This is a genomic window from Iodobacter sp. BJB302 (assembly GCF_002735645.1).
GTDB lineage: Bacteria > Pseudomonadota > Gammaproteobacteria > Burkholderiales > Chitinibacteraceae > Iodobacter.
The window spans coordinates 1-14261 of record NZ_PDZG01000059.1; the positions used below are offsets into that span (position 1 = coordinate 1).

13 protein-coding genes are annotated in these 14261 nt (G+C 50.1%); 9 read left to right on the forward strand and 4 right to left on the reverse strand.

All coding sequences use genetic code 11. The features are described 5' to 3' along the window. The first annotated feature begins 275 nt into the window (after nucleotides 1-275). Genes CSQ88_RS16710 through CSQ88_RS16720 form a run of 3 tightly spaced genes read left to right on the forward strand, consistent with a single transcriptional unit; the run spans nucleotide 276 to nucleotide 2569 of the window. Nucleotides 276-1013, forward strand: coding sequence for a MipA/OmpV family protein (locus tag CSQ88_RS16710; RefSeq protein WP_257212648.1), 738 nt, complete (start codon nucleotides 276-278; stop codon nucleotides 1011-1013). A 30-nt stretch (nucleotides 1014-1043) separates the two neighbouring features. After that, nucleotides 1044-2105, forward strand: coding sequence for a DUF418 domain-containing protein (locus CSQ88_RS16715; RefSeq protein WP_099399227.1), 1062 nt, complete (start codon nucleotides 1044-1046; stop codon nucleotides 2103-2105). A gap of 38 nt (nucleotides 2106-2143) precedes the next feature. Continuing rightward, nucleotides 2144-2569, forward strand: a complete 426-nt coding sequence (locus CSQ88_RS16720; protein ID WP_180273697.1) for a DUF4019 domain-containing protein — start codon at nucleotides 2144-2146, stop codon at nucleotides 2567-2569. A 69-nt stretch (nucleotides 2570-2638) separates the two neighbouring features. Here CSQ88_RS16720 and dapE read toward each other — a convergent pair whose 3' ends face one another. From dapE to CSQ88_RS16740, 4 genes are all read right to left on the reverse strand, one after another. Then, nucleotides 2639-3769, reverse strand: a complete 1131-nt coding sequence (gene dapE, locus CSQ88_RS16725; protein ID WP_099399229.1) for a succinyl-diaminopimelate desuccinylase — start codon at nucleotides 3767-3769, stop codon at nucleotides 2639-2641. 9 nt (nucleotides 3770-3778) lie between these two features. Continuing rightward, nucleotides 3779-4126, reverse strand: coding sequence for an ArsC family reductase (locus tag CSQ88_RS16730; protein WP_099399230.1), 348 nt, complete (start codon nucleotides 4124-4126; stop codon nucleotides 3779-3781). Between the two features lie 138 nt (nucleotides 4127-4264). Beyond that, nucleotides 4265-5404 (reverse strand): PilT/PilU family type 4a pilus ATPase, encoded by a 1140-nt coding sequence (locus tag CSQ88_RS16735; RefSeq protein WP_099399231.1) that lies wholly within the window; start codon nucleotides 5402-5404, stop codon nucleotides 4265-4267. Between the two features lie 11 nt (nucleotides 5405-5415). After that, entirely contained in the window at nucleotides 5416-7077 is a 1662-nt protein-coding gene (locus CSQ88_RS16740) for an AMP-binding protein (RefSeq protein WP_099399232.1), read from the reverse strand. Nucleotides 7078-7436: 359 nt separating this feature from the next. On the opposite strand from CSQ88_RS16740, the gene rimP reads away from it, so the two are divergent. The 6 genes from rimP to rpsO all read left to right on the forward strand — a co-directional run bounded on the left by rimP (nucleotide 7437) and on the right by rpsO (nucleotide 14101). Then, nucleotides 7437-7871 (forward strand): ribosome maturation factor RimP, encoded by a 435-nt coding sequence (gene rimP, locus CSQ88_RS16745; protein ID WP_099399233.1) that lies wholly within the window; start codon nucleotides 7437-7439, stop codon nucleotides 7869-7871. A 49-nt stretch (nucleotides 7872-7920) separates the two neighbouring features. After that, on the forward strand, nucleotides 7921-9393 hold the full coding sequence (gene nusA / locus CSQ88_RS16750; protein WP_099399234.1) for a transcription termination factor NusA: 1473 nt from the start codon (nucleotides 7921-7923) through the stop codon (nucleotides 9391-9393). 18 nt (nucleotides 9394-9411) lie between these two features. Next, complete coding sequence (infB, locus tag CSQ88_RS16755; protein ID WP_099399235.1) at nucleotides 9412-12234, forward strand: translation initiation factor IF-2; 2823 nt, start codon at nucleotides 9412-9414, stop codon at nucleotides 12232-12234. A 167-nt stretch (nucleotides 12235-12401) separates the two neighbouring features. Continuing rightward, complete coding sequence (gene rbfA, locus CSQ88_RS16760; protein ID WP_099399236.1) at nucleotides 12402-12812, forward strand: 30S ribosome-binding factor RbfA; 411 nt, start codon at nucleotides 12402-12404, stop codon at nucleotides 12810-12812. Then, complete coding sequence (gene truB, locus CSQ88_RS16765; protein ID WP_099399237.1) at nucleotides 12812-13729, forward strand: tRNA pseudouridine(55) synthase TruB; 918 nt, start codon at nucleotides 12812-12814, stop codon at nucleotides 13727-13729. Before rbfA ends, truB begins: the two co-directional genes overlap by 1 nt. Before the next feature lie 102 nt (nucleotides 13730-13831). Beyond that, complete coding sequence (gene rpsO / locus CSQ88_RS16770; protein WP_099399238.1) at nucleotides 13832-14101, forward strand: 30S ribosomal protein S15; 270 nt, start codon at nucleotides 13832-13834, stop codon at nucleotides 14099-14101. Nucleotides 14102-14261 lie beyond the last annotated feature (160 nt).

Consider the following 14261-nt stretch of genomic DNA (forward strand, 5'->3'; position numbering starts at 1 on the left):
ACATTAGAAAAACTCCCGACTTGGCCCAATAGCCGAATTGACGAGCTGCTGCCATTTGTTAAAGATCAGAACCCACAAGATAACGAAGGCTAAAGCAGCTGGCTAGGTGGGAGGGCTGAGCGCTTACGCTTTCTTCAGCTTTTACTTATGTACAATTTATCGACAATTTATAGACAGCTGGCGGGGGAACTTTTAATGATCGGACTTTAATATGGCTTACTTTCAAAAAACGAGCAGGCATGATGCGTCATATTATTACCTTAGTTTCTCTGTTAATGGTTGCTCCCCTCCATGCGGCAGATCAGCCTAAAGATGAATCCAAAATTACTCTTGCGGTGGGGGTGGCTTACGGCCCGGAATTTGTGGGGGGTAAAAAAAATAAGATATCCCCTCTCTTATATGCGGATTATCAGGCTGCAAATGGTTTTTTTGCGGGCATGCGCGGTATTGGCTTTCAGGCAGAAAAAGGCATTTTCGATGGCAGTATTGCATTGGCTTATGGCGGCAGTCGTGGGGATGATATTGCAAATTTCTCCGATACGAAAAGTAAATTTAAGGGTATGGGCGATATTAAAAACTCGGCGCTATTAAATTTAGAGGGGGGTATTAATTTATGGGATGCGGCACATTTATCGCTGGGAGCAGAATTAAAGCTTAATCACAGAGAAAATGGCAATGCTTATCATGTGACGCTGGCCGTGCCTGTTTATACCACCGGGGAAAATCAAGTCTCAATAAGTGCCTTTGCTCATTATGCTGATGCTAAATATGCTCAAACCTATTATGGCGTGACCGCAGCGCAAAGCCTGACTTCTGATTACAAAACGTATTCGCCTGAGGCCGGTTTTGATACGGGCAGCTTAACCCTGACATGGAATCATCAATTTGATAAGAATTGGGGAATTTCTTCATCAGTGGGGGTGAGACGTCTATTTAAGAATGCTGAAAATAGCCCTTTAACAGAATCAAAAACGAATCCTACTGCTTCTCTTGCTGTGGGCTATTCATTCTAAATACAATGGTCGTGATGTGTGAGGGGTGAAATGAAACAACGAATCCTAGGTTTCGATTTGGCCCGTGCCTTGGCTATTTTTGGAATGGTGATTGTTAATTTTAAAATAGTCATGCATGCACAGGGCAGTGAAAACGCGGCTTGGCTTAATATCGTCAATGTAATTGATGGCCGGGCGTCTGCCTTGTTTGTTATCTTGGCCGGGGTGGGCTTGTCACTGCTTGCCCGGCAATTTTCGGGTGATTCAGTGGCATTGGCGGGTGTACGCAAAGTGCTTTTAAAGCGCGCTGGCTTTTTATTTGTACTTGGGCTCTTGTATATAGAAATCTGGCCTGCGGATATCTTGCATTATTATGGCATGTATATCTTGGCGGGGACTTTATGCTTGGCGCTGGCCAGCCGCTATATTCTGGCTTTGATTGTTTTGCTGTTAATTATTTCGACAACATTGTTTGTTATGCTGAATTACAGCACGGCGTGGGATTGGGAAACCTTGTCGTATGCTGATTTGTGGACTATCCCCGGTTTTATTCGTCATTTGCTTTTTAATGGTTTTCATCCTGTTTTGCCATGGCTGGGTTTTTTATTGTTGGGCATGGTGATCGGGCGGCAAAATTTAGGCCACGTTGCCGTGCGTGAACGATTGTTTTTATCAGGCTTGTTTGCTGCGGTACTGGCGGAGTTGATTGTATTGTTTCTGCCCTATGCTTTGCTGATGGGCATGCCTTCGGCTTATGAGGTTTTTTTCAGTACGGTGCCTATGCCTCCTTTGCCGGTTTATTTTATCGGTGCATCGGGCAGTGCCATTGTGATCATTACGCTTTGCGTGGCTTTGGGTGAAAAGTTTGGGCAAAAATCGTGGCTGATGCCCTTTGTATACACCGGCCAGCTGGGGCTGACTTTTTATCTGGCGCATGTCATTTTAGGAATGGGGCTGCTGGAGTCTCTGGGCATGCTGGAAAACCAATCTTTAGCTTTTTCGGTGTCGAGTGCTCTGCTGTTTTGTACTCTGGCGGTGGTGTTTGCAAGCTACTGGCGTAAGTCTTTTTCGCAGGGGCCATTAGAAGGCATGTTGCGAAGGGTGAGTCGCTGATCCTTACGATCAGTCAAGATGTAATGAGGAGGTTGGCGGTGCGGTACATTCTTTCAGTTTTATTCGTGTTCAGTATTTCTTTGGGCTTTGCAGGCAGCGCACAGGCGGAGAGCGTGGCAAAGGCGCATGAGGCGGCTAAGTCGTGGCTGGGGTTGCAGGATGAAGGTGATTACGCCCGCAGCTGGGAGCAGCTTTCTGATCATTTGCACGAAACCATGAGTAAGCGTAAATGGGAGGAGGGATCGGTATCAGTGCGTGCCCGTTTGGGGAAGGTAGTTTCGCGCCGGTTTAAGTCTGCAGAATTCACCCACACTGTGCCCAGTTTGCCTGAAGGCGATTACCTTGTTTTGCAGTATGAAAGTCAGTTTGAAAATAAAATTAAAGCCATTGAAACGGTTGTGCCATTTAGGGAAAAGAATGATAGCTGGCGGGTGATGGCCTATTTTATTAAGCTAAAAGGCTGATGCCTTGTTTGAAAGTCAATGATGTGAAAATAGGGCAAGCCCTTGGGCTTGCCCTTATTGCGTATTTAATTAAGCAATTAATTTTTCTAAGGCTTTCTCATAAATCGCGGAAAGCTTGGGTAAATCTTCAATCGCCACGCATTCATTCAGTTTATGAATGGTTTTGTTGATCGGCCCAAATTCAACCACTTCCGGGCAGTATTTAGCAATAAAGCGCCCGTCTGATGTGCCGCCTACGGTGTTGAGGGCGGGTGTTTTTCCGCAGACTTCGCTTACCGCTTCACGCATGGCATCGATCAGCTGGCCATGGTCGGTCAGAAATGGCTCGCCCGAAAGTGCCCAGTCAATTTCATATTCAAGCTGATGTTTGTCCAGAATGGCGTGCACGGTGGCTTTGAGCGAATCGGCCGTGCTGGCGGTGCTGAATCTGAAGTTAAACAGGGCATCAATAGTGCCGGGGATGATATTCGTCGCGCCGGTGCCGCTGTTGATATTGGAAACCTGCCATGTGGTGGGCGGGAAGTATTCATTGCCCGTATCCCAAACCGTGCTGGCCAGCTCGGCTAAGGCCGGAGCGAGTAGATGGATTGGGTTTTTTGCCAGATGCGGATAGGCAATATGGCCTTGTACGCCATGCACAATCAGGTGGCCGGAGAGTGAACCACGGCGGCCATTTTTGATGGTGTCGCCAAATTCTTCGGCAGACGTGGGCTCGCCTACGATGCAGTAATCAATTTTCTCGCCGCGTGCTTTCAGTGCTTCGATCACTTTTACCGTGCCGTGATGCGCAGGGCCTTCTTCGTCTGAAGTAATCAAAAAGGCGATTGAGCCCTTAGGATTGGGGTTTTTCGCCAGAAATTGCTCGCTTGCCGTTACAAATGCAGCAAGCGATGCTTTCATATCGGCAGAGCCACGGCCAAACAGATGGCCATCCCGGATGGTGGGGGCGAAAGGGTCGGAGTGCCAGCGCTCCAGTGGGCCGGTAGGCACCACATCGGTGTGTCCAGCAAAGACCAGCACAGGGCCGCTGTCGCCAAAGCGCGCCCACAGATTGTCTACATCTTCAAAACGCATATGCTCAATACGAAAGCCGATGGCCAAGAGGCGGGCGGCCAGCATATTCTGGCAGTTGGCATCATCTGGTGTGACGGATGCCTGGCGTAATAATTGTTGGGTCAGTGCAAGAGTGGGGTCGTTCATTGCTGTGGTTCAGTCTCTAAAAAGGGATGCGTAGACTTCGGGTTTGAAGCCGACCGTGATCGTACCATTGTTGTCGAGTACCGGGCGCTTAATGATTGATGTTTGCATTATCATTAAAGCAATTGCAGCGTCTTTATGATCAACGGCTGCCTTTGTAGCATCGTCTAATTTACGCCATGTTGTACCCTGGCGGTTGAGCAGGGTTTCCCAGCCCACTTGTGCTATCCATTGTTCTAACAGATCTGCGCTGATGCCTGATTTTTTATAGTCATGCCATTCAAAGTCGTGGCCTTGATCGCTGAGCCATGTTTTTGCTTTTTTTACGGTGTCGCAATTGGGAATGCCATAGAGCTTCATTGCTGTTGTCTTCCTTATGGGATGGGGGATTTTACAGCAATGGGGCGGGGCGGGCGATGTGATATCGCCCACAGGATGAAGTGCAGCTGAAGAAATCGTGCCGGCAGCGCGGATCAGCTGCCCGGCAGCAGGCTCGGATTAATGCAGTGAAATATCGAAGGACATATCCGGTGCGGCATCGGGCTTGTCGTTTGGCTTGCTGTTTTGGTGCTCGGTAAGCGGCTGAGCGTTGTTCACCAGCCAGGAGAGGTTGGTGGCCGAATCGGCGCTTTTCAGTGCTTCGTCCAGCTCCACTTCGCCATTACGATAGAGCTTATAAAGGGCTTGTTCAAAAGTCTGCGAGCCTTCTGAAAGACTTTGTTCCATCGCTTGTTTGATATCGCTCAGCTCACCGGCACGGATCAGTTCTGCAATACGCGGGGTGTTGAGCAACACCTCAACCGCCGCAACCAGCTTGCCTTCTTTGTTTTTTACCAGCCGCTGCGAAACAATGGCTTTGAGTGAAGACGATAAATCATAGAGCAGGGCTTCGCGTGATTCTTGCGGGTAAAAATTGACGATGCGTGAAAGCGAGTGGTAACTGTTATTAGCGTGCAAAGTGGAGATACACAAATGGCCCGCTTGCGCATATTGCATCGCATGCGTCATGGTTTCCTGGTCACGGATTTCACCAATCATCAGCACATTGGGTGCTTCGCGCATCGCGTTTTTCAGTGCCTCGTGATAACTCTTGGTGTCGATGCCAATTTCACGCTGGTTCACCAGTGATTTTTTGTGCTTATGCAGAAACTCGATGGGGTCTTCCATCGTTAAAATATGGCCTGCATGGTTTTCATTGCGATGATTCAGCATGGCGGCCATGGTGGATGATTTACCTGAGCCGGTTGCCCCTACCACCAAAATAATGCCGTGTTTCTCCATGATCAGATCTTTCAGAATGGGAGGAACACGCAATTCTTCAAAAGAGGGAATGTTGCTGCGAATAAAACGCGCCACAATCGAAACTGAGCCGCGCGCTCTGAAGATATTAATCCGAAAACTGCCTACCCCGGCAACAGGGTAGGCAAAGTTCATTTCCAGCGTGTTTTCAAACTCTGCAATCCGCTCTGGCGTCATTAACTGATAGGCTAATTGCTTCACATGCTCAGGGGCTAAAACCTGATTGTTGACCGGATAGCACTGGCCATCAATTTTGATCACAATCGGCGACTGAGCAGCAAGAAATAGGTCTGAAGCATTACGCTCCGCCATCAGTTTAAAAAACGGCAAAAGATTCATGAAAAGCTCATTTAAGTTGGGCGCAATTCGCGTCTCAGTATTTTACCCACATTTGACTTGGGCAGGCTGTCCCGAAACTCCACTTGTCGCGGTATTTTGTAGTTGGTGAGGTTCTTTCTGCAGTGGGCAATAATGTCGTCTTTGCTGAGATTAGGGTCTTTCTTTACAACAAAGATTTTTACGGCTTCACCAGAGCGCTCGTCGTCCACACCGATGCAGGCTACTTCTAATACGCCCGGATGGCTGGCAACCACATCTTCAATTTCATTGGGGTAAACATTAAAGCCAGACACCAGGATCATGTCTTTTTTGCGGTCAACCAGGCGGAAAAAACCGGTTGAAGACATGATGGCCACATCACCTGTGCTAACAAAGCCGTCTTTGCCTAAAACTTTGGCTGTCTCATCCGGGCGCTGCCAGTAGCCGGCCATCACCTGCGGGCCGTGAATAAATAATTCGCCCGCTTCGCCAGGGGGCAAGACTTTGCCTTCTTCATTACGCACTTCGCCGATGGTCGATGGAATCGGCAGGCCGATCATGCCGTTAAATTCGGGCAGATTCATCGGGTTCATCATGGCGGCGGGCGATGTTTCGGTCAGGCCGTAAGCTTCAATCAGGCGTACGCCCGTGGTTTTTACCCAGCGGTCTGCTACTGCGTGCTGTACGGCCATGCCGCCACCGAGTGCCAGTTTCCATTTGCTGAAATCCAGTGTGGCAAAATCGGCGTGGTTAAGCAGTGCATTGAATAGTGTATTTACGCCGGTCATGCAGGTGACAGGGTATTTGCCGATTTCCTTAACAAAGCCAGGAATGTCACGCGGGTTGGTGATCAGCAGGTTGGTTGCGCCAATTTTTGAGAAAACCATACAGTTGGCGGTGAGTGAAAAGATATGATAGAGCGGTAGCGCCGTAACGATCATTTCCGTGCCTTCGTTCACTAAAGGTGCGATCCAGGCGTGGGCTTGTTGCATGTTTGCGACAATATTGCCGTGGGTGAGGATGGCGCCTTTGGCGACCCCCGTTGTGCCACCTGTGTATTGTAAGAAGGCAATGTCACTATGGTCCAGCTCAACTGGCTGCGCTTTTTTCTTGCCGCCTGAGCTGATTGCATCGTTAAAACGGGTGTGGCCGGGCAAGTTAAAAGCCGGCACCATTTTTTTGATGTGTTTAACGACTGCATTCACCAGCAGGCGTTTGGGCAGGCTGAGCCTGTCGCCAATTTCAGTCAGCACTACGTGTTTTACATCGGTGCTGCTAATGATTTCTTCCAGCGTATGGGCAAAATTAGCCAGAATCACAATGGCAGCAGCGCCAGAATCTTTAAGCTGATGCTGAAGCTCTCGCGGTGTATAGAGTGGATTAACATTCACCACTACCATGCCTGCCCGCAAAATGCCGAAAATCGCGATGGGATACTGCAGCAAATTAGGCAGCATGACCGCTACGCGGGAGCCGCGGGGGAGTTTTAAATCGTGCTGCAAATAGGCAGCAAATGCCGAGGATTGCTGATCCAGCTCTGTGTAAGTGATTGATTTGCCCATGTTTAAAAATGCAGGGCGATCTCCAAACCGCTCAACTGAGCGAGCAAGCACCGCGGGGATCGCGGCAAATTCAGTCATGTCAATTTCCCGGGGAACACCCGGTTGATAGCTTGCCCACCATGCTTGATCCATCTATCTTTCCTCGGTTTGTATTACACGTAAATTTCACTACTCTAGTGTGCAAGCGTCAAGCTCACAAGTATCTATGTTCCCTGTTTCGTTAAATGATTGTTTCTGTTACAATCCCGCCTTCTTCGGTTAAAAGGCCGGAGAAGTGGTAAAGAAATGGGCGCAGTTTTGCAGCCCATTTTTTGTTTGTGGCGATCCTGTATCGTGTTCCGGGTGTTGCTTTGCAGAAAAATGCGGCGACATTCGCTGGCTAAGTCATTGTGGATATTTGCAGCGAAAATGCAATTGGATATACAGCGATGTTTGGCTGGATGAAGCAGATATTGCCTTTGTGTTTAGCCAGATAAGTGGCAAAGGAATGTATGGCAGCAAATATGCAGGACGTGCTGGAAACCACCCTGCCGGGTCTCGGGTATGAACTCGTTGATCTGGAGCTTGCGCGAAATGGGTTGGTTCGGGTCTTTATAGATAAGGAAGGCGGTATCAATGTGACTGACTGCGTTACAGTCAGTCACCACCTTGAGCGGCTTTTTATTGTTGAAGGCGTGAATTACGAGCGGCTGGAGGTTTCATCCCCCGGGCTGGACCGTCCAATTGTAAAGGCGGCCGATTTTGTTCGCTTTGCCGGGCAGGTCGTGAAAGTGAAGCTGCGTTTACCGTTACCGGATAAACGTAAAAAGCTCGTTGGTGTTTTGCTTGGGCTGGAAAATGATGTGGTGCGCGTAGAAGTCGATGGACAAGAGCTATCCCTGCCGCAATCACAAATCGACAAGGTGCGGCTGGAGCCGCAGTTTTAAGAACTAATCAGCCTAGAATGTTCGGGTTGTTTGCCGGAGGGGTAGTGAGATGAGCCGGGAAATTCTGTTGCTGGTCGACGCGCTGGCGCGTGAAAAGAACGTAGAAAAAGATGTCGTGTTTGGTGCACTGGAAATGGCACTGGCTTCGGCGACCAAAAAACGCTACGAGGAAGACGTGGATATCCAGGTGGATATCGATCGTGATAGCGGTGATTATCGTAGCTTCCGCTGCTGGACAGTGGTTGAAGATAATGATCACGAAGAGCCTTCCCGTCAGATCGCGATTACTGATGTTCCGGAATATGATCCGGAGCTGAAAGTGGGCGAAACATGGATGGTAGAGCTTGAGGCGATTGAATTTGGTCGCATCGGTGCGCAAACCGCCAAGCAAGTGATTTTGCAAAAAATTCGTGATGCAGAGCGCGAACAAAATCTGAATGATTTTCTGCAGCGCAGCGAATTCATTGTTTCAGGCAATATCAAACGGATTGAGCGTGGCAGTGCCATTCTTGAGCTGGGGAAGCTCGAAGCGGTATTGCCGCGTGACCAGATGATTCCTAAGGAAAACTTACGCGTAGGCGATCGTGTTAAAGCGTTCCTGCTGCGTGTGGATCGTCTGGGTCGTGGCCCGCAACTGGTGTTGTCGCGTATTTCCAGCGAATTCATGACCAAGCTCTTCGAAATGGAAGTGCCTGAGATTGAAAATCAGCTGATTGAAATCAAAGCGGTAGCGCGCGATCCGGGTGCACGTGCCAAGGTGGCGGTAAAATCGAACGATGCACGTGTTGATCCTCAGGGTACTTGTATTGGTGTGCGTGGTACGCGCGTCAATGCGGTAACGAATGAGCTGGCAGGTGAGCGCGTCGATATTGTGTTGTGGTCGCAGGATCCGGCGCAATTTGTCATTAACGCCCTGTCTCCGGCTGAAGTGAACTCCATCATGCTTGATGAAGAAACACACAGCATGGATGTGGTGGTGGATGAAGACAACCTGGCCATGGCCATTGGCCGCGGTGGTCAGAACGTGAAATTGGCAGCCGAGCTGACAGGCTGGAAAATCAATATCATGACCGTTGACCAGGCACAGCAAAAACACCAGGAAGAGTTCGCCAATGTGCGTCAGCTCTTTATTGATGTGCTGGGTGTTGACGAAGAAGTGGCGGACGTTCTTGTAGAAGAAGGTTTCACCACGTTAGAAGAAGTGGCTTATGTGCCGATTGCTGAAATGCTGGAAATTGAGGCCTTCGATGAAGACGCCGTCAATGAGCTGCGTACTCGTGCTCGTGATGCCTTGCTGACGCAAGCCATTGCCCGCGAAGAAAAGCTTGAGCATCAGGCAGAAGACCTTAAAAGCCTTCAGGGAATGACACCAGAACTTGCTGCCTTACTGGCTGATAAAGAGGTTCATACCCGAGACGAACTCGCCGAACTAGCCGTCGACGAGCTGATAGAAATGACCGGAATTGATGAAGAAGCTGCTAAGCAACTGATCATGAAGGCGCGCGAGCACTGGTTCGCCTAACGCTCGGGAGAGAAATGCATGAGTGAACTCAATGTCAACCAATTTGCGGTAGAGCTTAAAATGGCACCGCAAGAGCTGCTGGAGCAATTCCGTGCAGCAGGTGTGAATAAATCGAGTGAAGTAGATGTGGTTACTGCGAGCGACAAAGCGTGTCTGCTCGATCACCTGAAAAAGAAGCATGGCGGTGATGGTGATAAAAAAATCACTGTAATCCGTAAGCAAAATACTGAAATTCGTAAAACTGACTCAACAGGCAAAGCAAAATCGATTCCTGTTGAAGTGCGTAAAAAGCGTGTTGTTGAAGCATCGGCTGCTGCTGATGTGATTGTTGCTGCGCCGCGTGCTGCTGAGCCGGTTGCGGCTCCTGCTGCTGCAGGGCAAGTGATCGATGATGCTGAGCGCTCATCCCGCGAAGCACAGGCCCGTCGTCAGAATGAGCTGTTTGCCCGCCAGGCTGCAGAAATGCGCGCCAAGCAAGGTGGAAAAGCGCCTGCTGAAGCGCCCGTTGCGGCTCCGGCTCCTGTTGCAGCACCTGCTCCGGCGCCCGCTCCGGTTGCGAAGCCTGCTCCGGCACCGGTTGCTAAGCCTGCCCAGCCTGCACCTGCTCCAGCGCCAAAACCAGCTCCGGCTCCGGTCGCTGCTAAGCCTGCTGCACCAGCGCCGGCAGTGACACGTCCTTCGCCGGGCGCTTCACAAGCCAGCCATCCGGATCGTCCGCGTGTGGGTATGCGTGTTGAGCTTCGTAAGCCGCGCAATGAGCCAATGAAGGCGCCTGAGCCAGTTGCACCGGCTCCTGCACCAGCGCCGGCTCCTGCACCGGTTGCCGCACCAGCACCTGCTCCGGCAGCGAAAGCAAAACCGGCCGCAAGCCCAAGCAGCGCTTCTCCTGCAGCAAAACCAGGCGATAAAAAGCCTGCTGCTGCGCCAGGCAAGAAAGAGCCATGGAGCGATGGCCGAGGTAAGAAAGGCATTCGCAGCCGTGGCGGCGATGCAGGTAATGACTGGAAGAGCAAGAAGGGTGGTAAGGGTCGTCAGGTAGCGGCTAACCCGGATAATGCCCACGGCTTCCAGGCCCCTACTGACAAAGTAGTGCATGAAGTGATGGTTCCGGAAACGATTTCCGTGACCGATCTGGCGCACAAAATGGCGGTGAAGGGTGTTGAGGTGGTTAAGGCCCTGATGAAGATGGGCATGATGGTGACCATTAACCAGGTGCTGGACCAGGAAACCGCGATGATTATCGTCGAGGATATGGGTCACACGCCAATGGCCGCCAAGCTGGATGACCCGGAAATTTATCTGGGTGATGGCGCTGTTGTAGAGCACGTGCTCTTGCCACGCGCTCCGGTTGTAACAGTAATGGGTCACGTTGACCACGGTAAAACATCCTTGCTGGATTACATCCGAACCGCCAAAGTGGCGTCGGGTGAGGCCGGTGGTATTACCCAGCATATCGGCGCGTACCATGTACAAACCGAGAAAGGCATGATCACCTTCCTTGATACCCCGGGTCACGAAGCGTTTACTGCAATGCGTGCCCGTGGTGCCAAGCTGACCGATATCGTGGTCTTGGTGGTTGCGGCCGATGATGGCGTGATGCCACAGACCATCGAAGCGATCGCTCACGCGAAAGCTGCCGGTGTGCCGATTGTGGTTGCGGTGAATAAAATTGATAAGCCTGAAGCTAATCCGGAACGCATCCGCCAGGAGTTGGTGACGCACGAAGTTGTGCCGGAAGACTGGGGTGGTGATGCAATGTTTGTTGATGTTTCGGCTAAAAAAGGCCTGGGTATTGATGACTTGCTGTCTGCTATCCTGTTGCAGGCCGAAGTGCTTGAGCTGACTGCTGCCGAAGATGCACCTGCGAAAGGGATTATCATCGAAGCGCGTCTGGACAAAGGTCGTGGTCCGGTTGCTTCCATGCTGATTCAATCCGGTACCTTGCGTAAGGGTGACGTGATTCTTGCTGGTCAGGTATCAGGCCGCGTTCGTGCGATTATCGACGAGCATGGTAAGTCCATCACTGAAGCGGGTCCTTCGATTCCGGTTGAAATTCTGGGCCTGTCGGATGTGCCGGCAGCTGGTGAAGACGCGATGGTGCTGACTGATGAGAAGAAAGCGCGTGAAATCGCACTGTTCCGTCAGGGTAAGTTCCGCGATGTGAAGCTGGCTCGTCAGCAGGCATCCAAGCTGGAAAACATGATGGCGCAAATGACAGAAGGCGAAGTTCGCAATCTGCCTATCATCATCAAGGCCGACGTACAAGGTTCTGCCGAAGCGTTGTCACAAAGCTTGCAAAAACTATCTACAGACGAAGTACGCGTGCAGATTCTGCACAGTGCTGTGGGTGGTATCAGTGAATCTGACATTAACCTGGCACTGGCTTCTAAAGCGGTGGTGGTTGGTTTCAATTCCCGTGCAGACGCAGCGGCGCGTAAGCTTGCCGAAGCAGAAGGCGTGGATATCCGTTACTACAACATCATTTACGATGTGGTTGATGACGTGAAACTGGCTCTGTCAGGTATGCTGGCTCCGGAAAAACGTGAACAAATCATTGGTATGGTTGAGATCCGTCAGGTCTTTACTGTTTCCAAGGTGGGTACGATTGCGGGTTGTCTGGTGATGGAAGGCCTGATCCGTAGTCATGCGGGTGTTCGCTTGCTGCGTAATAACGTGGTTGTTCACCAGGGTACACTCGATAGCCTGAAACGCTACAAAGACGATGCTAAGGAAGTGAAGGCCGGCTTTGAATGTGGTTTAAGCTTGAAGAACTACAACGACCTGCAACTGGGTGACCAGCTGGAAATCTTCGAAATTATTGAAGTCGCCCGCTCACTCTAAAAATACACGCCATTTTTTCTGTTTGGAAAAAGTGGCGGTATAAATAGAAAACGGGTTGAATACGGCAAAGGCGGGCAACCGCCTTTCGCCATTTTTAAGTAGCTATAAGTGTTTGCGCCATTGAAGCCCCGCGCAAAGCTTTGGCTGGACTCTTTGCTGAGGCATGTATGGCCAAACAATTTACTCGTGCCGATCGCGTGGCACAACAAATTCAACGTGATTTAGCCACCATTATTCGCGCGGAGCTGGATCATCCGCAGGCATCCTTAATTACGATTACGGACGTGGAAGTTACTCGTGATTACTCGCATGCCAATGTTTTTTATACTTTTCTTGGAACAGAAGAGCAGGGTAAAGACATTGCATCTTTGATTGAGCGCGCAAAAGGCTTTTTGCGCAGCCAGCTGGCCCGTGGTATCTCTTTATACAAAATGCCGGAATTGCATTTTGAATACGATCATTCGGTTGAGCATGGCATGAATTTATCCCGTCTGATCGATCAGGCTTCAAGTTTGCCAAAAGCTCCTGAAGAAGATGGCTTTGATGCGGATGATGAAAAAACTGCTGGCAAGGAATAATGGCTAAACGAAAGATTGATGGCGTTTTATTGCTGGATAAGCCCTTTGGTATTTCCAGCAATAACGCCTTACAAAAAGCACGCTGGCTGCTGCAGGCAGAAAAAGGCGGCCACACCGGCGTGCTGGATCCGTTTGCAACGGGTTTATTGCCTTTGTGTTTTGGTGAGGCCACAAAATTTGCCCAGCGTATGCTGGAGGCAGATAAAGGCTACCGCGCTACGATTAAGCTGGGTGAGGTTTCAACCACGCTGGATGGCGAGGGTGAGATCACCAAAAGTGGTGATGCACCAGACGATGAAGCCTTAATTCGTACAGCGGTAAACGCATTTATCGGGCCGGTTATTCAAACCCCTCCTATGTATTCTGCGCTTAAATTCCAAGGCAAGGCCCTCTATGAATACGCGCGGGATGGTGTGGAAATTGAGCGGCAATCACGGCAAATCACCATTTACAGCATCGATATTATTTCGATTGAAGGTGATGTGCTGGTGATTGATGTGAGCTGCTCCAAGGGTACGTATATTCGTGTTCTGGCGGAAGATATTGGTAAGGCTTTGGGGTGCGGAGCTTACTTAACCGGCTTGCGCCGTACCAGAACGGCAGGTTTTCTATTGGAAAATTCAGTTAATCTGGACGATTATAATCATGTGCCGGTTGAAGCGCGTGATGGGTATTTATTGCCTGCCGATTGCCTGTTACTTGATTTACCCGCCTTGTTTTTTGATGTTGCAGAGTTCGAAAAAATTCGTCACGGCATGACGGTAGAGCGGGGTGGTTTGCTGCCCGGTGAGTATCGTCTTTACGCCGAGGGCGAAAGCAGGGATAATGCACGGTTCATCGGTTTGGGCGAAGTGGCCGCTGCGGCTGAGAATCCGCATGCATGGCTGCGGCCTAAACGACTTCTGTCTGGTTTGTAAAAACCAGACAGATTAAAGGGAGGATGATTGGGTTTTGGCTCGGTTTTCCTCGACGGCTCTTTATAATGTGTAAAGAAGCCTTATCTCACTGGAGCAGTAAGCATGTCCGTAACAGTTACTCAAAAAGCAGATATCGTTAAGAAGTTTCAACGCACTGAAGGCGATACTGGTAGTCCTGAAGTTCAGGTTGCATTGTTGACAGCACGTATCAATGACCTGACACCTCACTTTAAAGCCAACAAGAAAGATCACCACTCACGTCGTGGTTTGCTCAAGATGGTTAGCACACGTCGTCGCCTGCTGGATTACTTCAAGCGCGTTAACTCTGAAGGTTACCGTGCTCTGATCGCTGAACTCGGTCTGCGTAAGTAATAAAGAAAGTCGTAGTCGCAAGACTGCGACTTTTTTGTTTTTGTATTCTTTAGAGAAGCGCCACGGACTTTCCTTGTCATTATTACGCAAGAAACCGTGGCACTTTTTTAAATAAGAACCTTCAAACCTGTCAAACAGCGGTTTCGGCGGCGGGTTGAAG